Annotated in this window: 16 protein-coding genes; 7 read left to right on the forward strand and 9 right to left on the reverse strand. The window is 45.6% G+C overall.

Annotated features, from left to right (window positions below; all coding sequences use genetic code 11):
* The first annotated feature begins 90 nt into the window (after positions 1–90).
* Both HDCHBGLK_RS04950 and HDCHBGLK_RS04955 read left to right on the forward strand, forming a co-directional pair.
* The gene (locus HDCHBGLK_RS04950) at positions 91–1,323 is read left to right on the forward strand and encodes a DUF1002 domain-containing protein (RefSeq protein WP_004606614.1); all 1,233 of its coding nucleotides are present in this window, start codon (positions 91–93) and stop codon (positions 1,321–1,323) included.
* Between the two features lie 158 nt (positions 1,324–1,481).
* A complete protein-coding gene (locus HDCHBGLK_RS04955; protein WP_330578474.1) occupies positions 1,482–3,236 on the forward strand; it encodes an IS1182 family transposase in 1,755 nt (584 codons plus the stop codon).
* Between the two features lie 222 nt (positions 3,237–3,458).
* On the opposite strand, the gene glgB is transcribed toward HDCHBGLK_RS04955, so the two are convergent.
* The 3 genes from glgB to HDCHBGLK_RS04970 form a co-directional block, all read right to left on the reverse strand.
* On the reverse strand, positions 3,459–5,369 hold the full coding sequence (gene glgB, locus HDCHBGLK_RS04960; protein ID WP_004607660.1) for a 1,4-alpha-glucan branching protein GlgB: 1,911 nt from the start codon (positions 5,367–5,369) through the stop codon (positions 3,459–3,461).
* Between the two features lie 111 nt (positions 5,370–5,480).
* Positions 5,481–8,372 carry a hypothetical protein gene (locus HDCHBGLK_RS04965; RefSeq protein ID WP_050755147.1) on the reverse strand — a complete coding sequence of 964 codons (2,892 nt, stop codon included), beginning with the start codon at positions 8,370–8,372 and terminating at the stop codon, positions 5,481–5,483.
* Between the two features lie 171 nt (positions 8,373–8,543).
* The gene (locus HDCHBGLK_RS04970; protein WP_233440738.1) at positions 8,544–9,995 is read right to left on the reverse strand and encodes a bifunctional diguanylate cyclase/phosphodiesterase; all 1,452 of its coding nucleotides are present in this window, start codon (positions 9,993–9,995) and stop codon (positions 8,544–8,546) included.
* 292 nt (positions 9,996–10,287) lie between these two features.
* Between HDCHBGLK_RS04970 and istA the strand changes: the two genes are divergently transcribed.
* From istA to HDCHBGLK_RS04985, 3 genes are read left to right on the forward strand one after another with little or no spacing between them, the layout of a single operon-like run.
* Positions 10,288–11,820: an IS21 family transposase gene (gene istA / locus HDCHBGLK_RS04975; RefSeq protein ID WP_004605483.1), complete on the forward strand. Its 1,533-nt coding sequence runs from the start codon at positions 10,288–10,290 to the stop codon at positions 11,818–11,820.
* On the forward strand, positions 11,813–12,586 hold the full coding sequence (locus HDCHBGLK_RS04980) for an ATP-binding protein (protein ID WP_004605482.1): 774 nt from the start codon (positions 11,813–11,815) through the stop codon (positions 12,584–12,586). The genes istA and HDCHBGLK_RS04980 overlap by 8 nt, the downstream gene beginning before the upstream one ends.
* Positions 12,579–12,821: a hypothetical protein gene (locus HDCHBGLK_RS04985; protein ID WP_004604852.1), complete on the forward strand. Its 243-nt coding sequence runs from the start codon at positions 12,579–12,581 to the stop codon at positions 12,819–12,821. Before HDCHBGLK_RS04980 ends, HDCHBGLK_RS04985 begins: the two co-directional genes overlap by 8 nt.
* 23 nt (positions 12,822–12,844) lie before the next feature.
* Here HDCHBGLK_RS04985 and HDCHBGLK_RS04990 read toward each other — a convergent pair whose 3' ends face one another.
* On the reverse strand, positions 12,845–13,228 hold the full coding sequence (locus HDCHBGLK_RS04990; protein WP_130574559.1) for a nuclear transport factor 2 family protein: 384 nt from the start codon (positions 13,226–13,228) through the stop codon (positions 12,845–12,847).
* A 1,178-nt stretch (positions 13,229–14,406) separates the two neighbouring features.
* On the opposite strand from HDCHBGLK_RS04990, the gene HDCHBGLK_RS04995 reads away from it, so the two are divergent.
* Positions 14,407–14,976 (forward strand): biotin transporter BioY, encoded by a 570-nt coding sequence (locus tag HDCHBGLK_RS04995; RefSeq protein WP_004607657.1) that lies wholly within the window; start codon positions 14,407–14,409, stop codon positions 14,974–14,976.
* An 18-nt stretch (positions 14,977–14,994) separates the two neighbouring features.
* Here HDCHBGLK_RS04995 and HDCHBGLK_RS05000 read toward each other — a convergent pair whose 3' ends face one another.
* The 4 genes from HDCHBGLK_RS05000 to HDCHBGLK_RS05015 all read right to left on the reverse strand — a co-directional run bounded on the left by HDCHBGLK_RS05000 (position 14,995) and on the right by HDCHBGLK_RS05015 (position 20,965).
* On the reverse strand, positions 14,995–16,935 hold the full coding sequence (locus tag HDCHBGLK_RS05000; protein WP_004607656.1) for a beta-propeller domain-containing protein: 1,941 nt from the start codon (positions 16,933–16,935) through the stop codon (positions 14,995–14,997).
* A gap of 18 nt (positions 16,936–16,953) precedes the next feature.
* On the reverse strand, positions 16,954–17,430 hold the full coding sequence (locus HDCHBGLK_RS05005; protein WP_004607655.1) for an RNA polymerase sigma factor: 477 nt from the start codon (positions 17,428–17,430) through the stop codon (positions 16,954–16,956).
* Between the two features lie 156 nt (positions 17,431–17,586).
* Entirely contained in the window at positions 17,587–19,866 is a 2,280-nt protein-coding gene (locus HDCHBGLK_RS05010; protein ID WP_009248372.1) for a hydratase, read from the reverse strand.
* 13 nt (positions 19,867–19,879) lie between these two features.
* Positions 19,880–20,965: a PucR family transcriptional regulator gene (locus HDCHBGLK_RS05015; RefSeq protein WP_009248373.1), complete on the reverse strand. Its 1,086-nt coding sequence runs from the start codon at positions 20,963–20,965 to the stop codon at positions 19,880–19,882.
* A 207-nt stretch (positions 20,966–21,172) separates the two neighbouring features.
* Here HDCHBGLK_RS05015 and HDCHBGLK_RS05020 point away from each other — a divergent pair, with 207 nt between their 5' ends.
* Positions 21,173–21,490, forward strand: a complete 318-nt coding sequence (locus tag HDCHBGLK_RS05020; RefSeq protein ID WP_009248374.1) for an FCD domain-containing protein — start codon at positions 21,173–21,175, stop codon at positions 21,488–21,490.
* 77 nt (positions 21,491–21,567) lie between these two features.
* On the opposite strand, the gene HDCHBGLK_RS05025 is transcribed toward HDCHBGLK_RS05020, so the two are convergent.
* Positions 21,568–22,680, reverse strand: coding sequence for an ABC transporter ATP-binding protein (locus tag HDCHBGLK_RS05025; protein WP_004607651.1), 1,113 nt, complete (start codon positions 22,678–22,680; stop codon positions 21,568–21,570).
* Positions 22,681–22,684 lie beyond the last annotated feature (4 nt).

The raw sequence follows: 22,684 nt of genomic DNA on the forward strand, positions 1-22,684 counted from the left end.
TGAAAGAACCGCAGGCTGCGCGCCTTATATCCGGGCCGCAGCCCTTGCGAGAATAATGAAAAGGGGGCATGGTGAATTACACCAGGCATTATGAGAAAGATGAAAAGAATCATACCCGTCATGATGGCAGCAGTCCTTACCTGTGCCAGCATGCCGATGGTAGCAAAAGCAGACAACTCCAAGGTCGTAACCCTTGGGGCCAACCTTTCGGACGAACAGAAGAAGTCCATGTATGAATATTTCGGGACCTCCTCGGACAAGGTTGAGACCATAGAAGTTACCAACGCTGATGAAAGAAAATATATGGAAGGGATCGCGTCCGAAGAGCAGATCGGAACCCGTACATACAGCTGCTCTTATGTGGAGCCGACTGGCAGCGGCGGTGTTCAAGTAAAGGTGGCTAACCTTACCTTTGTGACAAGTTCCATGATCGCCAGCACATTGCTGACATCCGGCGTGGAAAACTGTAATGTAGTTGCAGCATCTCCCATCGAAGTATCCGGTACGGGAGCATTGACCGGAATTATGATGGCTTACGAAAGCGCCAGCGGAGAGAAGTTAAGTGAAGATCAGAAGGCGGCCGCAACCGAAGAGCTGGTTACTACCGGTGAACTTGCAAACGAGGTCGGGCAGCAGGAAGCCACAAATCTTATGAACGAAGTAAAACAAGACGTTATAGAAGACGGCTTGACAGATCCTGACGATATTAAGGATGCAGTGGAAGATGCCGCGAAGGACATCAACATCACCCTTACAGACGAACAGATGGCAAAGATTGTATCTCTGATGGAGAATATCTCCCAGTATGATTATGATGTAAAGGCCTTAAAAAAGACCCTGGAGAATCTGGAAGGCAAGGACGAAGGCTTCTTTGCGGGACTCTGGAGTTCCATCAAAGGCTTCTTCACCGGTGATTCCGGCGATGGCGGCATCATTAATGATACCAAGGATGACATTCTCGGCGCAGATGCCGTAATAGACAGCACGCTGGATGCCATCAATTCGCAGACAGAAGAAAAGGAAAACTTCTGGGACAAAATCGTAGGATTCTTCAAAGACCTGTTCGGCGGAAGCGATGATGAGGCCGATGACGCAAAAGACGAAAGCACAAACGATGACGCAGATGTAAGCGATACAAAAGACAGCGCAGATGACGCCACAGATTCTACCGATGGAACATCCATTGACGAACAGACAGACGATACGGATGACGGAACCGGCCTGGACGACACGGATGATTCTGGCGATGCCTCTGATGGAAGTTCGGATACAGGCGCCGCCGATACTTCCGGAACCCCAGATGACGGCAGCACCGCACAATAGCATAGTATGAATGAAGGGGCTATCGGGAAATAGATAGTTCCAAATAGGGGCAGATGTGACTCATACCAGGTCACATCTGCCCCTGAAATTTTTCCATAAAAGAGAAAAAGATGGCTAACGACAACCATCTCTTCTCCGTTACATGTTATAATGTAACTATGCTAAACAATAAGTATTATAACGAATTTTTTGAATTAGGGCAACAGAAAATTAACTTCAGTTTCTTCGAATTGTGTTTACCTGACGACGATCCAGTCTATACCCTGAAAAAAGTGATGGAGGAATTAGATTTTTCTGGCTTGTTGGCCAATTGTTCAGATAAGGGAAGAACCGGGTATAACCCAATTATGATGTATGCCGTAGTTACTTACGCAAACATGCGTGGGATTAGAGCTGTTGACCGTATTGTGGAATTATGCGAAAGAGACCTTGCATTTATCTGGCTTACCAAAGGTCAGAAACCAAAAAGGGATGCTTTTTATGAGTTCAAGAATAAAAGACTGACTGCAGATGTATTGGATGAGTTGAATTACCAGTTTCTCCGCCGCCTGCAAAAAGAAGGACTGATCACATTGAAATCCCTTTTTATTGATGGAACAAAAATAGAGGCCAATGCAAACCGCTATACATTTGTGTGGAGAGGGACGATCAATTATCATCTCGCAGGCTTACTCGATATGATTGATTCACTGTATCAGAAGTATAATGCATGGATAGATGAAAATGAGTATGGCATAAAATATGACATTCCCCATGCACATATGTTTGTGATCGAAGGAATGGATAAGGTAAGAGATGTCATTGAAAAGAACCGGAAGCGAAAACTGACAAAACATAAAAAGTTGTCCAATAATACGATCATCGAGATTGACAACTGTTCCCCATTGGAGATTTTGAAACTTCAGAAAAATCTGACTCAGATCGCAGAGAAGGAACAGATTGCGTTTGTTTACGGAAAAGGGAAGAGGAAATCGGAGCTCCAGCAGCTTTATGAGGAATTAGAAACCTGCGGCGAACGCCTTATGGGATACAAAGAATGTTTTGAGATCATGGGAAAGGACAGGAACAGCTATTCCAAAACAGATTTAGAAGCCACCTTTATGAGAATGAAAGAAGATCACATGCTGAACGGACAGTTAAAAGCCGCATATAATGTTCAGATCGCAGTAGAGAATTATTTCATTGTCCATGCTTATGTAAGCAATGACCGGACAGACTATAACACACTGATTCCGGTTTTAGAAAAGCATAAAAATGCATTTGGGGAGATTTTGGAAGAAGTAACCGCAGATAGCGGTTATTGTAGCGAGAAAAATCTTCTGTATTTAAAGAAAAATAAGATATCCAGTTACATCAAGCTGCAGGATCATGAAAAACGGAAAACACGCGCTTACAGAGAAGATATTGGAAAATATTACAACATGAAAACACAGATATTTGAGGATGAACGGTATTATGTTTGTCATGACGGAAGAGGATTGCATCATATCCGCACAGAGACCAAAAAACAGCCGGGTTATACCCAGACTTTTGAGGTATACGGATGTGCAGACTGTAGTGGTTGTGAACACAAAGCGAAATGCTTATATAAATATAACGCAGAAAAAGATGCTGAGAAAAACAAAGTTATGAAGATCAATGAACAATGGGAAACATTGAAAGAGGAATCCCATGCAAACATCCAAAGTGAGAAAGGGATTCTAAATCGTCAGATCCGTTCCATCCAGACAGAAGGACATTTTGGAGATATCAAGGAAAATGATAGTTTCCGAAGATTCAACTACCGAACGTCAGAGAAGGTGTATAAAGAATTCATGCTGTATGCCATTGGTCGGAACATGAATAAATATCATCGTTTTCTTCATGAAGAGATTAAAAAATTCGAAGGAAAAACCGAGGAAAAGACGGCTTAAAAAATGTGCATGTTCAAAAATGCAGTTATGGGTGTTTTGCGCCCTAAAATATATACAGAAAAAGAACAATAAGAATCTCCCAAAGAATATCAAGTATGAAAAACACTGATTTTTATGGGAGATTCTTATTTTAGGATTTAGAGTTTAAAAATCGGTATTAACCGACATCCCCTTTTCTTATTCAAACATCCTTTATTACCTATTCGCTTACGATACGTCTATCTAGAATTCAAAGATCGCCACTCCATATGCAGGCAGCTTGTATGCAAATGAATATGGCCTGCCGTCACAGTCCTTCCTTACCGCTCTATAGACCTCCGGCCTCTCTTCCCCTGTACCGCCATACTTTGCGTCGTCACTGTTCATGATCAGCTTATACTGCTTTCTCCTGGGCACTCCCACTCTGTAATCGTCTCTTGCCACTGGAGTAAAATTGCAAACGAACAGCAGATTCTTCTTATTATTCTTGGAATGCCGGATAAAGCTGAAGATGCTTCTATAAGCATCATCCGCATTGACCCATTCAAATCCTTCCCAGCTCTGATCCTGCTCATACATGGCCTTATTCCGCTTATAGAGGTGAAGCAGATCCCTGACCCAATTCTGCATCTTTAGATGCTCCTCCTCAGCCAGAAGATACCAGTCAAGCTCCCTTTCCTCGCTCCATTCCCTAAGCTGTGCGAACTCCTGCCCCATAAAGAGAAGCTTTTTGCCCGCATGCCCCATCATAAAAGCATAGCCTGCCTTCAGGTTGGAATACTTATCCGCTCCGATCCCAGGCATCTTATTGAGCATCGAACATTTCAGATGCACCACTTCGTCGTGGGACAATACCAGAATATAGTTCTCGCTGTACGCATAACTCATGGCAAAAGTCATCTGGTTATGATGGTCCTTCCTAAAATAAGGATCCAGTTTCATATATTCGGTAAAATCATGCATCCAGCCCATATTCCATTTTAGGCTGAATCCTAGCCCATCCTCTTCTACGTCCCCCGTTACCTTCGGCCATGCCGTAGATTCCTCAGCAATCATTAGTGCCCCCGGATTTCTTCCAAGCACCACAGAATTCAGATGCTTGAAGAAGTCAATCGCCTCCAGATTCTTATTGCCGCCATACTTGTTGGCAACCCATTGTCCGTCCTGCTTGCCATAATCAAGATAGAGCATAGACGCTACCGCATCTACTCGCAGGCCGTCCACATGGAACTGCTCGATCCAAAACAGCGCATTAGATATCAAAAAGTTTCTGACTTCATTCTTCCCATAATCGAATATCTTGGTACCCCAGTCCGGATGCTCCCCCTTCTTCGGGTCGGCATATTCATAAGTAGGGGTACCGTCAAAGTTGGATAGTCCATGGATATCTCTGGGAAAATGAGCCGGAACCCAATCCAGGATCACGCCAATCTTATTCTTATGAAGGTAATTGATCATCCACGCAAAATCTTCCGGCGTTCCATAACGGGAAGTCGGTGCGAAATAGCCCGTCACCTGATATCCCCAGGAGCCGTCAAATGGATGTTCCGCAATCCCCATCAGTTCAACATGCGTGTATCCCATGTCCTTTACATACTTGGCGATCTCTTTCGCAAATTCCCTGTAATTATAGAATCCCTCATCCTCCCTGCCTAGGTGTCTTTTCCATGAGCCAATGTGTACTTCGTATATGGATACCGGCTCCTCTGTGTGATTCCACTGGATCCTTCTGTCCATCCAGGCCTTATCGGTCCATTTCATATCCGTGATGTCCACAACCTTTGATGCGGTGCCCGGTCTCAATTCCGCATAATTGGCATAGGGATCTGCCTTAAATACATACTCTCCGGTGTACGTCTCGATACAGTACTTATACATGGCATATTCCTCTACCCCGGGAACAAAACAGGTATATATGCCAAGAGGCTCCTGTCTCTCCATAGGGTTTGCTTCCATGTCCCACTCATTGAACTCTCCAACCACGGAAACCGAACGTGCATGCGGAGCCCAGACTGCAAAATATACGCCCGTCTTTTTCCCATTCTTTACCTTGTGGGCACCCAGCTTCTTGTATATCTCGTAATGATTCCCCTGCCCAAATAAATAATGGTCCAGTTCGCCTATTTCATATGGTTTCAACTTTTTTTCTGCCATATCTTCACCCCTCACATTCCTGCTGCGATTTACTAATATTATACTTTACGGAAGGGTAAAAAGAAAGGGTTTTGACAAATCTTGCTTGCCAAAACCCTGCTTTTCACTTATTTAGATTTTAAAGTCCTCTTCCTTCAGTATTATCCTGTCAGAATCGTCCGTACTTTTGCCAAATACCCTTCTTGCCAGGTGCTTAACATTGGCTTTTTGGGAGTGCGCGATGGCCTCGTCCATGATCTCTTTCACTTCAGCAACCGTCACCGCATGGTCTTCTCTCTGCATTACATCAATACGGCTATACAATGCGAGAATTCCCATTTCGTCCAGTTTGTAGCCATTCTCTTTCGCGTATGTCTGGCCAAAGGTTACCAGTTCATCATTAATGAATACCGGAAGTTCCAGTTTGGATGTAAACTTCTTCTTAAAATCCGGATTTGCGGTCGAGATACGCTCTAACGGCTTTCTCTGATCTTCCAGAACAAAGAGCAGTTCGCCGGTCTTCTTCTCCATCAGGTAGTTCAATTCCTTAATGGTCCTGGAGTTCAGTTTTCCGGCCTTCTCGATGATAATCGCTCCGCCTCGCAGTTTCTGGATAATATTGGTAAGTTCCTTCTTATTTAAAGACTCGCCTGTAACGATGGCTACTTTTCCTTGCTTCAGATTCCTCTGCTTCTGGATCGCCTTGACAATATCAACCGCAAGCACCGTCTTTCCGGAGCCCTTACGGCCGATAACCATCAGGTTGCCCGTCTTTGAAGTACCTTCCCTCTGGGCTCTGCGGTCATTATCCAGAACCTCTACAATCTGCTCGCTCATACCCCTGACCGGAACGAAGTAGGAGAACAATTTCTTCTGCTCTTCCGTAAGCCCGGCTTTCAGCCCAATCTCGCTCGTAGCGCTAAGGTCATAACGGCCCGTTACCACGAACCCTGTATCAAACGGAACTCCGCCCCCTTTTGACTTCTTGATTCTAGCCTGAATCTCCTCCTCAGAAGGCTCCTCTATCTCTAATTCCTCTTGCGCCGGTTTTTCGTCGTCCTCTTCTTCGTCATCGTCATCGAAGAAATCTTCATCATCGAAGTCAGCCTCCTCAAAACTGTCGTCTTCGAAGTCCTCTTCCTCGAAGTCCTCTTCCTCGAAGTCTTCTTCCTCGAAGTCCTCTTCCTCGAAGTCCTCTTCCTCGAAGTCCTCTTCCTCGAAGTCCTCTTCCTCGAAGTCCTCTTCTTCAAAGTCTTCGTCACTTAAATCACCGATCGCTTCATCAAAATCCGACTCTACAAAATCTTCCGGTTCTTCAAATTCAACCGACTCGTACTCCTCTTCGTACTCGCTTTCAAGTTCCTCTTCCTCAAGAGCCTCTTCCTCGAAGTCCTCCTCTGCAGGCGCTTCTTCAATTACTTCTTCTACAACTACATCTTCCTCGACTACATCTTCCTCAACTGCTTCTTCATCAACTGCTTCTTCTGGCTGCGTTTCCTTTGCATCTTCCCCAACTGCTTCCAGTTCGTCAAAGAGTTCTGCATTAATTGCCAGTCCTTCGTCAGGATGCTCTGGCTCCTGGTAATCGACTTCATCTTCTTCCAGAAGCCCGTTCTCCATCTCTTCTACCAGCCTTACAATATCATCAGGAATTTTCTGCGTCTTTGCCTCTACGACCGGATTAAGCAGCGCTTCTTCCTTTGCTGCCTGGCGCGCGGCTTCTTCCTCGGCCGCCTTTCTGGCTGCTTCTTCTTCCGCTGCCTTGCGTGCCGCTTCCTCGGCCGCTTTTCTGGCCGCCTCTTCTTCCGCAGCCCTACGTGCCGCTTCTGCTTCCGCTGCCTTTCTTTCCACTTCGCGGCGCTCCGCTTCCTTACGCTTTCTGGCTGCCTCCCGCTCCTTGCGGATTCTCTCATCGTCTTTCTGTTTCTGCTTCTCTATTGCTTCAGCATTCGCTTTCTGCTTTGCTTCCCACTCCTGAAGAATCTCCTCGATTCGCATCTGGCCGGTGATCCGAAGTTCTTCTTCCTTTTCTTTCATGGCTTTTTCTTCTATATTAATGCCGCTTGCTACCGCCACCCCATTTGCCAGGGCTTCTTCTAGCGTAGCCCCTTTTACTATCTTGGTAATAGCGGAGTGCTTCTTTGGCTGCTCTTCTACAAAGGCTTCTTCGGCGATCTCCTCTACCACGGCTTTGCCAGCTTCCTCGGACTCCTCTGCATCTTCTTCCGCTTCATCCGGCAGCGCCCGGCTGACCGCTTCTGATACGGATTCCAGTTCTGCTTCATTCAGCGGCGTATCGCCTTCGACCTCTTCCGGCTCCTTTTCTGCTTCCTCTTCATCAGTTTTGGCTTTTTCTGCCACAGCCTTGACTGCCGCCGCTGCTGAATCTGCCGCAACTGCAGCGCGCCTTGCCGCCTGGCTCTTAACGGCAGCCGCCTTCTTCGGCGCTCCCGGACGATTGTCATACTTCTCCTGCTGAAGCGGTGTCAGCGGCTTATACTTCATCTTAAGTTCCATCGCCTGATAGACATACTTGCCTTCACTGAACCAAAGGATCAGGTCATCGCATTCTTCCAGACACTCTGCAGTCATGCCCGCCTCATGATACAGCTTCGCCAGCTCATACGCCCATTTTTCGACATACTCGGCTTTCTTAAAGTCTTCCAGCGCTGTGATCTGCTCTGTAAGCGGCGCGCCCTGCGCCTTCAATATCTTATACTTTAATATAAACTGGTTCGGATCTTTCGGAGCCAGTTTTACAAACTCTTCATAACAGTCTGATGCTTCCTCTATATCATCAATCTTCAATGCCAGCGTTCCCAGCCGGTATACAATCTTCCTGCTCCCGGGGGAACGGTCAAATGCAACGAATAAAATATCCCTGCTCTTCTGGAATTCTCCATTGTACTCATATATCTCGCTGACCGTATTCAGCATTGATGCATTTTTTACCCTTCGCCAGTCTATAGTATCTGCTATCTCCATAGCCTTTTTATACTGCTTTTGCTCCATGTGCTCGAGCATCTGCTCTGTCTTTACCCTATATTCATATTTATCCAAATCGCTCACCTCAAATTATTTATTCAAAAACTGATGTTATCTTACATTTTTACTTATATAAGTTTAGCATAAGGCATGGCTATTGTCAAAATATACGAACAAAATTGTTAAAAATATATTACAAAAGTTACAATTTTATAACCGCCCTTTTATATAGCGTTTTCCGTAGTCTTCTACCTTCATTGCCTTGCCTGCAAGAAATCCCTGGCCTATATCACAGTTCAGCCTGCAAAGGAACTTGCGCTGCTCCTGCGTCTCAACGCCCTCGCACACAACCTTCATATCCATATTATGGGCCATCTCTATCACTTTTTCAAAAATAACCCTCGTCCGCCGGTTATCCGATTCCAGAAGACTTTTGTCAATCTTCAGGATATCCCCCGACACGACGCTCAACATATTCAAAGATGCATACCCCGTTCCAAAATCATCAATCGCAAGTTTGAATCCTTTCCTGTGCAGTTCCCGCGCCAGTTTCATGATCCGGTTCCCTTCCTCGATAAATGCCGATTCCGTAAGTTCAAAGGTGAGATACTCATGGGGTATCTCATATCGGTCCACAATACTGCAGAAGTCTTCAAAGAAACTGTCCTGTTCTATATCTGCCCTGGACTGGTTTACGCTGACCGGCTTTAACTGCTTTCCCTCTTTCATCCATTTATTCATATATCTGCACACAAGTTCCAGCATATACAGGTCAAATCTATATATCAGGTTATAATCCTCAAAAAGGGATACAAATTCATTGGGCATAATCACCAAGCCATTGGATAGTTCCCAGCGGCACAAAGCCTCTCCCCCCACAATATTTTCCGTCTTCATATCAAACTGCGGCTGAATATAAAGTTTGAATTCCTTCTTCTCTATGGCTGATGAAGCCCATTCCAGGATCTGGCTGTTGTTATAATGCTGCTGCAGCATCCATTCGCTGTAATATGCATAACGGTCCTCCTTCACATATTTTTGAATGCTCTGCATTGCCATCAGCGCCTTATCAAGCATCCCCTTGACCGTTTCTGACCTGGTATCTGTCGGTATGTAGATGCCCGCATTCAGCCACACCTCTAACTCAATCTCCTTAATCCATCCGTCTTTCGTCAGTTCCCTGCGGATCTCCTCCATCCTGCGGCGCATGCTGTTCTCTCCCTCGTAAACCAGCAGAATGGAAAAGATGTCTTTCTCTATACGTCCACATACTTCCCTTCTGCCGCACGCCTCTTCCAGGTTTCTCGCTATCGTTTTTAATAGCCGGTCCCCGGTAGAAAAGCCATAGGTCCGATTGATAAACCGAAAATCTCTGATACCGAATTTTATCACGGCAAATTTCTGATCGGGATAACATTTAAATATATATTGCGCCTGCTCCACAAAGCCTTCCATATTATTAATTCTTGTCATGGAATCAGTCCGGGCTTCCTTCTTTATTACGTCATTAATCTTATTATATGTATTTCTGGCCACCTCAGCGTTAAAGGCAGCAAGCCCTGCCAGCCTGTCATCCGGAGTTGATTGATGAATATGTACGGCCTTCCAGTCCCCATCCTGCCTTTTCCATACAATGGATATCCGTGTATCTATTTCGGTCATGTACAATTCTTTCTTCGGCGTCCTGACCTTCAAGATCGCAAGCGTGTTTATTGTAAAATAGAATTACCGAAAGTTGCAAACGGGAATTGGAGAATGTTGCATCTCCAAATTGGAGAAAGTTGCAAGGCATTCGCTAGAAGCGCTCAGGAACGGTGTAGCGCTTGAGTGGCAGCCACCAAGTATGAGCATTCCCATGAAAAGATCCATTGCAGGTATATCCAAAAACCATTAACCTTATCTTTATTGTAGTCCAAACAATAAAGACAAGGAGGAAAGGAGAATGTCAACTACAATGGATCAGATACATCATATCAGAGATATGTTCTACCGGCAAGATAAGAACATTTCTGAAATCGCATCTGAGACCGGCCTTAACTGGAAAACGGTCAAAAAATATGTGGATATGGAGGACTTTAACAATCCATCTCCCAAACCTGCATCATCAGAGGTTCACGAATCCAAGCTTGACCCATTCAAACCTTTGATTGATGAATGGCTGCAGGCAGACAAGCTTGCACCAAGAAAGCAACGGCATACAGCCAAAAGAGTATTTAAACGCCTCAAGGATGAAGCAGATGGTTTCGGCTGCAGTTATCGGCTTGTTGCCTTATACGTCAAACAGAAGAAAGAGGAACTACGGCTAAAAAGAACCGATGGCTATATCCCTCTTAATCATCATCCCGGCGAAGCCCAGTCAGACTTTGGAACAGCCGATTTTTATGAAAATGACAGGCTTCATCACGAGGCTAAGTACCTTGTGCTCAGTTTTCCCTACAGTAACGGAGGTTTCCTCCAGCTTAATTATGGCGAAAACATGGAATGTCTTCTGGAAGGACTGGTTGCCATATTTGAGCACATCGGTGGTGTTCCCACGGAAATCTGGTTTGACAATACCAGAACCATTGTTACCGAAATCATCAAAGGTGGCGGGCGTAATGTAACAGAGCGGTTTCAACGCTTTTGTGAACACTACCGCATTAAGCCGGTTTTTATGAATCCTGAATCCGGATGGGAAAAAGGAAACGTGGAAAACAAGGTTGGCTACCTGCGCCGCAACGAACTTGTACCGGTACCCCGCTTTGATGATCTTGTGAAAGAAAACAAGCATCTTCTGGATCGTTGTGAAATCGATATGCAGCGTGAGCACTATGATGACGATGATGACCGCTTTATCAGTAAACTGTTTGAAGAAGATAAGGCTCGTTTACTGCCGCTTCCTTCCGTTCCGTTTGATACGGCACTTTACACAACGGCAACAACGGATAAATATGGAAAGTTTACTCTTGACGCAGGAAAGCACCGTTATTCTGCTTCACCGGCTTTCTGTGAGTCCATTGTAAATCTCAAGATTACATCCTCTGATGTGATTGTCATGGACAAAGATATGCACGAAGTGGTGCGTCATAAGCGCCTTTACGGCAATGAACATGAAAGAATGGACTGGCTGCCATACCTTACATATATCGCCAGGAAACCCCGTTCTCTTCGAAACAGCGGCATATATGACATGATGCCACAAACCATGCAGATATACATGGATAACTGCGAAAGCAAGGAACGCGGACGTGTCCTGAAGGTGCTTGCAGAACTTACGGAAAGAACCGGGTTTGCTAGTGCTGTCAGAACAGTTGACGAAGCAGTCCGGCTGAATGCCACAGATCCGGACAGTCTGCAGAGCCTTTACAGGCGAACCTATGCAGATGTACCGCTTCTGCCTCCGCTTGAAAACAAAGTTTTACTGCCACAGCAGAAGGTCATTCCGTTCAGAAATGATCTGAAAATGCTGGATGCCGCCCTTAAGAAGGGAGGTGTCTCAAATGGCTGATATAGAAAAATCCATTGCAGCATGCTGCAAACAGCTCAAGCTGTCCACGAACTTTGCAGGGCAGGCTTTCGAGCAGAAAGGAGACACACCGCAGGAATACCTTTTAAACCTCCTGACAAACGAAATTGAATACCGTACAGCAAAAAGGAAGAGCAAGTTCCTCAATACCGCCGGCTTCCCACGTAGATACCGCGTGGAGGAATTCAGGGCAGATGAGATAGATTTCCCGGAAGACGTCAGCTTCCAAAGCCTGTTAGACCTGGAGTTTTATCATACAGGAAAAAATGTCATCATGTATGGAGGAACAGGAACCGGTAAAACAATGCTTTCCATTCTGATTGGAATGTCTGCATGTAATCAGGAAATTCCGGTAAGATTCTACCGCACTGCCGGACTTATCAATCTCTTTTCCGAGAGTCAGAGCAGCGGAAAGCTTACTGCACTGAAAAAGAAGCTTAACAGTGCCCGGATACTGATTCTGGATGAATTCGGATATGTTCCGTATGACCGCACCGGTTCACAGCTTCTGTTTGATTATCTTTCTGAGATACACGAGCAGAAATCGGTGATTTTAAACACGAATCTTGAATTCTCACAGTGGGTGAACGTTCTTTATGACCAACGGATGACAACAGCACTGATTGGCAGGCTCACCCACCATGTGGAACTGATTCTGTTCCCGGGGATCAATAATCGGTTACGTGAATCAAGCATCAATGCAACTCTTTCAAGAATCAGCAGTCAGGAGGCAGGTAACAATGGCTAAAAATAAAAAAGTTATCAAAGAACAGAAAAAATATCAAAATCTTCAGGAACGCTATGAGGAGATGAATGATTATCTTCTTGATCTCATAGAAGATCACCGATGCGCAGAAGAAGATCTGAGATATCTAAATGATTTTATCCATTATAAAGAGCTGGATGAGGAGTTCCGCTATTTCAGGGAACATGCACATGAAGATGAAAACTCGGAACTTCCGTTTCCATATCTCACGCTATAACAACTAAATATGGTCTGCAATGGCTATGTAGCTGGCAGAATAGCTGCCAGCCGAGGCCTTGCAACTTTCTCCAATTTGGAGATGCAACATTCTCCAAAAATATTTTGCATTTTTCTCCAAAAAGTGCTTGCAAAAAACATCGCAAGCGTTACTCCTACTCGTTCTGATACTTCTATTCCATAGTGCCATTCCTGCAATATTTCATATATCCCGTCAGTCACTTTCATCTCCATTTCCATGACTTTAAGGACCTCATCTTTTGTCAGGCATATTCTGTCCTTGCTGATGCCAATCCAGGTAACGTCATCTGCCAGGTACTCCGCCATCTGATGGTAATCGTGCTTTCTAAAATACAGATCAGCCAGTCTTGCTGCCCTATTTTCTAACTCTTCCCCTTCGTGATTCATGCGTATACCTCCTGACGCCGCATCCCCATGCCTATCCTTAAGTCATGCTGGCTGCTCATCTCCATTATGTCCGAAATCCATTGCTTTTTCAATGGAAACATCATATATTATCAAAAAAATAGCCATCACAATCTTTCATGATTATAATGGCTATTTCTTATTTAATTTTATCATATTCTTTTATTCTAATCGGAGGGTCTGCTTTGATTCTATCGTTCCCTTATGCCTTTCTCCTTTTAATCAATTAATAACTCAAAGTCTTAGATCATTATATCTCAGCATCTACTATAAATATTTATAATAATAACTGCTATATTAACCTTTGATATCATTATTTATATCCCTCTGGTTACTATATAATCCAGCCTGTGATGGTTATTAATATCTATAACCGTTTCAATTATAGCCAGTATCCTTATCATTTGTCTATAATTGTATTAAGTTATTCCTTCTATAACCCTGGCTTACATAGTTATATAATTCTGATATATTAGGTAATGTTTCTTCACACATCTTCTAATATCTTTGAACTATTATGTGGTATTATTTTCAATATGTCTGCAAATATGAATCTTATATTCTTTCCGGTTTGTCTTCTCCGACTTCACTTTCATTCAATTATCTACCGGTTAATATCCTCTATGGTTAAGGCTTATTCTACGGGAACTTTTATTTGCCATACCACTAACATATTGAGATATTGATTCTGTTAAATTGTCCAATGGATTAAGCCTCCTTTAATCTAATATTTCCAAATGCAATTACATCTCACCGACATATGAAATATAATTTCTCAAATCCTTTAAAAAACATCTCCATACATTATTGATAATATATGCGACATCTTTCCAATTCCCTTTCTCGTCAGGAACTTTTTGGATCTCCCTTGGATTGACTTTATAATATCACCGCGCTCCATATTTGTCAACACTATTTTTAATTTTTTATTATTTTAATTTATAACTCAAAATTATTATATAAATTATCTGTTTTTTCAAAAATAATCATTAAATTCATGCAATAATGTCGCTTCCAATTGTTAACCTTGTATATTTAACAGTTGACATATTGGCTTCTTTCTTTTATACTTCATCTATAGCAATGCAGGATAATTGCGCGCATGTCCTGCCTCATCTTTTAGAAAGGAGTCCGTACTATCTTCTGTACGGTAAGATATTATGAATAACATTAATACTACAAACGCAGCTGGCAAGCCCTCTCCACGCAGACTGGTACTGATCGCAATGATGACCGCCATCACCTGCATCCTCGCCCCATTATCCATACCAATCCCCGTAAGCCCTGTACCAATCAGCCTTACCAATCTGGTATTGCTGATAAGCGTATATATCCTAGGCTGGAAGGATGCCAGCATCAGCTTCATCATCTATCTCCTTCTTGGCCTGGCCGGGCTTCCTGTATTTTCCGGGTTTTCCGGCGGATTGGGAAAGATCGCCGGTCCCACCGGCGGATACCTGGCGGGCTTTATCTTCATGACTGTGATTGCCGGCCTGGCCGTGGATATCTTTTCCGGCAGGCGTCTTCCCGCAGTCATCGGTATGGCGCTGGGCACTGCCGTGGCCTATGCGTTTGGCACTGCTTGGCTTGCCATCCAGATGGATCTTACATTTATCTCCGCACTCTCTATCGGCGTACTCCCCTATCTGGCCGGAGATACGCTAAAGATCATATTGGCCGTAATTGCCGGTCCCATGCTTCAGAAAAGGCTGCGCCCCTTAAATCTCTAAGGGGGGCAGCCTTTCTTCTTACAGAATAATGTCTCCGATCTTCTTATAATCCTCCAGGCTATATGCCTCTATGATATTGCCCTGCACCACATACAGTACCTCCTTAATATACACGCCTCTGGCGCCCTGCACTCCATTTCCGTTAATCTCCTCATCCATATTGCAGACAAATCCGCTGTTGTCGTCATAAGAAAACAGATAATAGTGCCGGCCTCCCTGAGTGTATCCGGCAAATCCGATCAGATTGCGTTCCTGGTCAACCAGCGCCGCCTTATAATCGTATGATACATCCGTGCTATATACATTTTCCAGCACGTAGGTGTCTGCCTCTTTTACATCCGCTTTATTGGAAATGTCGAACATCGTCAATTTGATTCCATCCGTTGACTGAGCCTTTTCATCCACGTCCATTCCAATCCCAAGCAGCCTGTCTTCGCCATAGAAATGAAGATACTCTGAAAAACCGGGAATCTTCAATGCCCCAAGAATCTTAGGATTCTTCGGATCGGACAAGTCCACGCTAAAGAGCGGATCCATCTGCCTGAATGTCACGATATATCCTGTATCTCCCATGAATCTGGCGGAATATACCTGCTCATCTTCAGCCAAACCTTCAATGGAGCCTATGACTTCCAGGTTCTTATCCAGCACATAGACGCTGTTATCATCACCTTTTGTCGTGACCACGCGCAGATTTCCTTCGTATTCATCGATACAGAAGGAATCCTTCAGATAGCCGTCAAACTTGCCCTGGGCGATCGCCTTTAGTTCTCCGTTTTTGTAGGCTACTTTACGGACCGTCGTAGTATCTCCCTTCGGATATCCCCACTGCGTCTCGTAGAAATAGATATTCTCATTGCTGACATATGCCTGGCCGCCATTGGAGAATATGGCCTTACTGTCCTTGGTTTCTTTCGGATGATCGAGATCAACAGATGTAATCACTTCATACATATTTGCCTGCAATACCGGAGGCAGAAAGATGTCGTCTTTCGCTAAAACTTCTCCATTAACCATTGGGACAAATGTCCCAGGCTCGCTCTTTCTCAGTTCCTGGCCCGTATAGAATTCGCTGAACAAGTACAAGTATCCGTTCGCCATTCTTGAGGAACTATAGTTCCCACTCTGGGTCACCCGTCCCTCCTCCCGGGGTGATGAAGCGTCCCGGACATCATAGGTGACGGCTTCCACAGATTGCGTATTATAAAAGCCTCTGCCGGAAGGATAGTCCCCATCTTCCAAAACATCGAATTTGCTGCAGATCAATACCAGTTTTCCGGAATCCGGCTGCAGATAAATCTCCTGGATCTGGGATGCATCGTCAGCCTTAATAGAGCCGGCCTCTTCCATATCCTTGCCGTCTGCTTTTACGATCGACACTTCCTGCCTGCTGTCTTTCAGCACATACAGATATTTTCCATCCGTCTTAACCACATCGCCTTCGTCCACGCCTTCCTGCCTGACATTGGTCCGGGAGTATTCGGCGCTTTCTTCATGGGCCACGCCCGCATCCGATGACTTAGTTCCGGCATTCGGCGCTGATGACGCGTTTCCGGACGCGTTATCTGGCGCTGTGCTTTCCAAAGTCTTGGTTCCTGAATCCGATGTGACGAATTCCCTCGTCTTCATCTCCTTCTGGTATCTCTCAATATACTCGTAGATCTCATCATAACTGTTCGCACTGGCAATCTGCTTGCTGTCGCTGATCTGACTGCTTCTAGAGCCTGACGGCTTGCTTTTATCAGGGGTCCCATCCCTACTTCCCCATACGGCTCCCGCAATCACGACAGCCAGGCATGCCGCGGCCAGCGCTGTGACCTGGTATGGACGCAGCCGCTTTTTCTGCTTCTTTCCTTCCAGCATCTCCTTAACATGATCCGGGCTCAGACTGTCCGCAGCCTTTATCTCGTCTGCCCGGTCCTTGATTCTATCGATGATTTCCCGCTCTTTTCTATCCATACAACCGCCTCCTTCGACTCATTTCAAGATACACTCCATCTTCTGCAATGCACGGCTTCGCTTGGAACGCACCGTGTTCGGGTTCATGCGAAGCATCTGTGCGATCTCCCGGCTATTATAGCCCGCGAATACCGACAGGCCCACAATCTCCTGCTCTTCGTCCGACAAGATAAAGAATGCCTTTCTGACATCGATCATCTCACTGTAGTCCGGCTCTTCGGAAGCAAACAGTGTAAATGCCTCCCCGGACTGTTCCATCTTCCTGGACGCTTTTTTTATTTTTTTTCTGCATATATTAGCCAGGATTGTGAATATCCAGTTCTTAAAGGCGTCTCTGCTCCGAAGCTTCCCGATATTCTCGTAAGCGGCTACCACAGCTTCGCTGACAGCATCCTCCGCCTCCTGCCGGTTTCTCATTATGCACACGGCAAACCGGTACAAATCCATATAGACCGCTTCATACATCTGCGCAAATGTCTCTGCATTACATCTCATATCTTATCCTCCCTGTCAGATATGGCTTATGGTTCTGGTCAGGTTCCTGTTATATATTAGAGTCGAAAAACAGCCTAACTGTTGCAATTGGGGACGCAGTAATTTTATTCTACCGCGTCCCCAATTATCTTTTTTATCCTGTCTCTATGAAATAGATTAGTCTCTGTAGTAATTGATCAGGCAGCCCTTCAGGATAATCTCCCTTTCCGCGTCCGTCATATCGCCCAGCTGCAGATGGATTTCCTTCAGGTCTTCCCCTACCACGTAAGCCTTAATATCCGCCGCCTTCTCTTCCACTGCCTTTCTGATATCCGGCACGAACAGATAGTCTCCATTCTTGAAGCTGAGGCTCTCATGATCTTCTTTGGTAATAAACGGAAGCATGCCCCAGTTGATCAGATTGGAGCGGTATCTCTTGGTAGCGTACTCATTGGCAATGTTCGCCCATCCTCCCAGCACTTTCTGGCAGGACGCCGCCTGCTCCCTGGCGGAGCCGTCTCCAGGCTTCACTGCGAATATGGTGCTTCCTACTCCCAGGTTGCCTTCGCCCGCCTCCGGATAGGCCTTACGCACCTTGTCCATAACCGGCTTTAATTCGTCCAGCACTTCCAGCGGGCACTGTCCTGCCTCGATCGCTTTCTGCGCTTTCTGCACTTCCTTGGCTCGTCCCACATAAGCCGGGTCTTTCCTGGATAGTGCAAATTCGGCCAGCCCCAGCGGATTGGAACGATAGGAAGACGTCTCGCCCGACGGTATCAGTTCATCCGTCGTGGTTACCGGGTCATGAATCTCTGAGACAACCTTCAGCACCAAATTCTCCGGCAGCGCAGGCATCTGCGGCCAGTCCTTAATATTCGGCCCGAACTTGATCTCCACGGACGGATCTGCCACGCCCTTGCTGTCAAAGACACGGTTCGCATAGATATTCTTATCAAAATGATATTTCCGTCCCACGTACTCCACATCCATCGCTGTGGCAGGGGTAAGGAATCCCTTGTTTGCAGCCGTCGCCGCAATAGAGCGGGCATCCATAAGAGCCACGGAAGCAATCTGTCCGCTCTGGAGTTTGGAGCCTTCTCTGTTCGGGAAGTTTCTTGTCGAGTGGCGGATGGAGAACGCATGATTGGCAGGCGTATCCCCGGCGCCAAAGCATGGTCCGCAGAATGCCGTTTTAACAATGGTTCCTGCTTCCATCAAGGTTGCAACTGCCCCGTTCTTCACCAGTTCCATATAGATCGGGGTGCTTGCCGGATATACGCTGAATGTGAACTCATCCGCGCCGATGTAACGCCCCTTGATGATATCCGCCGCCGCACAGATATTCTCAAATCCGCCGCCCGCGCAGCCTGCGATGATTCCCTGCTCTACATACAATTTGCCATCCACGATCTTATCCTGAAGTGTATAGTCTACCGCTTTGTCCAGGCTGACCAGCGCCTTTTGCTCCACGTCATGAAGCACATCCTTAAGGTTGGCGTTTACCTCGTCGATGGTGTAGACGTTGGACGGGTGGAATGGCATCGCGATCATTGGCTTGATCTCGCTTAAGTTCACGTATACCATGCCATCATAATATGTAATGGCCCCCGGATTCAGTTCCTGATACTCTTCCACTCTTCCGTGGATGTCATAGAATTCCTTAATCTTCTCATCCGTCCGCCAGATCGAAGACAGACAGGTGGTCTCCGTCGTCATAACATCTATGCCGATACGGAAGTCGGCGCTTAATTTGGAGACTCCCGGTCCTACGAACTCCATAACCTTATTGTTCACATAGCCATTTCCAAAAGTCGCCCCAATGATCGCAAGCGCCACGTCCTGCGGGCCTACGCCCACTGACGGCTCGCCATCAAGGTAGATTCCCACTACGCCCGGCATCTTGATATCATAGGTCTTATTCAGGAGCTGCTTTACCAGTTCCGGTCCTCCTTCTCCCATAGCCATGGTGCCCAATGCGCCATAGCGGGTATGGCTGTCGGAGCCAAGTATCATCTTGCCGCCGCCTGAAAGCATCTCGCGGGCATACTGGTGAATGACTGCCTGATGAGGCGGCACATATACGCCGCCATACTTCTTGGCACAGGTAAGGCCAAACATATGGTCATCTTCATTGATCGTGCCGCCGACCGCGCACAGAGAATTATGGCAGTTTGTCAAGACATAGGGAATGGGAAACTTCTCAAGGCCAGACGCCCTTGCCGTCTGGATGATTCCTACAAACGTAATGTCATGGGAAGTCAACTTATCAAATTTAATCTGAAGCCTCTCCATGTTCCCTGATAAATTGTGAGCTTCAAGGATCCTGTATGCCATCGTATTTCTGGCTGCCTCTTCCTGGGATACTTCCTGCCCGGTCTTTGCCTTTGCCTCTTCGGCGCTTTTAGCAATCTCTGTTCCATTTAACAGATAGACTCCTTTATCAAACAGTTTCACCATATCTTGTCTCCTCCTAATCATTCATATACTTCATGTGATCTGCTACCATCATGGCAATCTTGAATGTCAGCGCATCCTCAAACACACGGACATCCAGTCCTGTCTTCTTCTGGATCTTCTCCAGCCTGTACACCAGCGTATTGCGATGCACGTACAACTGCCTCGCAGTCTCGGATATATTCAGGTTATTGTCAAAGAATGTATATACTGTCGTCAGTTCTTCCTCCTCGAACTGGACGGCCACATCCCCGTCAAACACCTCTTTTAAAAACATCTCGCACAGGGACGCCGGAAGCTGATGGATCAGCCGCCCGATTCCCAGTTCACTATATGCCAGAATGTTCTTATCCACATAGAATACTCTTCCCACCTCAAGCGCCATATCTGCCTCTTTGTAGGATCTGGATACCTCTTTTAACTCATCCACAATGGTTCCGTAAGATATCCGGACGCTTACCATGGCTTCCATATTCAGCGTATCCACAAGCACTTTCGCTATCTGGTTCAACTGTCCATAGCCATCCGTATTCTCAAGGGCCTTTACCAGAATTACATGCCTCTCGTCAACTGCTGTCACAAAATCCTTCGTGCCGGTGGCATATAACCCTTTAAGCGTCTCCAGAATCAGGCTCTCACCCTCATTCTTGGCCTCGATCAGAAATACCGTCCGTTTAAGTTCTGTCGGAATCTTCATCTTCTTCGCCTGGTTATATACATCTACCAGCAGCATATTATCCAGAATAAGGTTCTGGATAAAACGATTCTTATCCATTCTCTCCTTATATGCATACAGAAGGTTGGCAAGCTGGCTGGCTCCCATCTTTCCCGCTATGGACATCCGGGGATCCTGCCCCGCCAGCGCCAGTATATAGGCCGGCTCGTCTTCGTCGCATACAAGGAACAGCCCGGCGTCTTCCCCCGCCTGTTCCGGCTCTTTAAGCGCCTTCCGGCAGAAAGAGGCCACCTCTTTTTCCAGCCCCAGCATCCTTTCGCTGGTCATTACAAGACATTTGGCATCCATATCCCAGACGCCGCACTCAAGCCCTGTAATACGCTTTATATCCTGTACTGTTTTATGCAATATCTGATTCGATAACAATCGTTACCCTCCTGTTCTGCTAAATGCATGTTCTATTCTACCATATGTTAGAAATCATGTCTAATATTTTGCCCTTTCCCTTTGGAAGTAAATCACTGTTTTCAATCCAATTGTTTCATTTTCTCACTTATGTTATACTTTAAGAAAATAAGGGTGGAAAATTTTGTCAGCAGGCAATATCAAGACATCAAAAAAGAGTTTGCTTACATGCAATGTATCGAAAGTTTTCAAAAGAATGACCTTAAAGCGGTAAAGGAATATGACGCGGAATTTCACCGTTTTATAATCCATACCACCAAGAACAGTCGTATAGAAGCAACCATCAGAAATCTAATCAAACTTAGCAAATGCATTGTTGTCAAATCCGATGACAGCCTTTCCAGCCAGGATATAGATGCGCTCCGGCAGTTTCTGAATGCCCTCCGGGATTCAAACGAATCTTTGGCGGAGGAACTTATGCGAAAGCGCGTAGCTGCTTCTAAAAAGTATCATTTCAATCGGTATTATATGGGAGAATATAATTAACATTTTCAATATCATCAGTAAGGCCAGGGATTCGTAACTCAACCCCTGGCCTTTTTCTCATAATTATCAACACTCTATTAGTTTGTAATCGTCAGTTCTGTCTCTTTGTCAAATACATGGATCTTCTCAGCATCCAGGGCAAACTTGACTGTATCTCCCGTTCTTGCTGTCGTTCTTGGATCAACTCTTGCGGTCATGTTAGAGCCTTCATAGTCAAAGTACAGATATACTTCCGCGCCAAGCATTTCATATACACGGATTGTTGCTTCGATTACCGTGTTCGGAGACGCTTCAATAAACATCTGCTCATCATGAACATCTTCCGGACGGATTCCAAGCACTACCGTCTTTCCGTCATAGCCGCCTTCGATAAGCTTCTTGCCCTTTGCCGGAGGAAGCTCGATCTCGGAAGGGCCTGCAGCAAGCCATACCTTATCGCCTTTTACCTTGCATATGGCGTCGATAAAGTTCATCTGCGGAGATCCGATGAATCCTGCTACGAACAGGTTGCAAGGATAATCATACAGTGTCTGAGGAGTATCTACCTGCTGTACGATACCAGCATTCATAACTACGATTCTTGTACCAAGGGTCATAGCCTCTGTCTGGTCATGCGTTACATAGATAATTGTGGTTCCCAGTCTCTGATGCAGCTTGGAGATCTCAATGCGCATCTGTCCACGAAGTTTTGCGTCCAGGTTTGAAAGAGGCTCATCCATAAGGAATACCTTAGGATTACGCACGATAGCACGTCCCATAGCAACACGCTGTCTCTGTCCGCCTGACAAAGCCTTTGGCTTACGGTCTAACAATGGCTCAAGATCCAGAACCTTAGCCGCTTCGCGAACCATCTTGTCAATCTGATCCTTTGGCACCTTTCTTAGTTTCAGGCCAAATGACATATTATCATAAACGGTCATATGAGGATACAGAGCATAGTTCTGGAATACCATCGCGATGTCTCTGTCCTTAGGCTCAACGTCATTTACAATCTTGTCACCAATCTTCAGTTCTCCGGAAGAGATCTCTTCCAGGCCGGCGATCATTCGAAGCGTTGTAGATTTGCCGCATCCGGAAGGTCCTACGAAGATGATGAACTCCTTGTCTTCGATCTCAAGGTTGAAGTCTTTAACCGCCTCAAATCCATTTGGATACACTTTGTTAATATGTTTCAGTGATAAACTTGCCATTTTG

This window comes from [Clostridium] scindens ATCC 35704 (assembly GCF_004295125.1).
GTDB lineage: Bacteria > Bacillota > Clostridia > Lachnospirales > Lachnospiraceae > Clostridium_AP > Clostridium_AP scindens.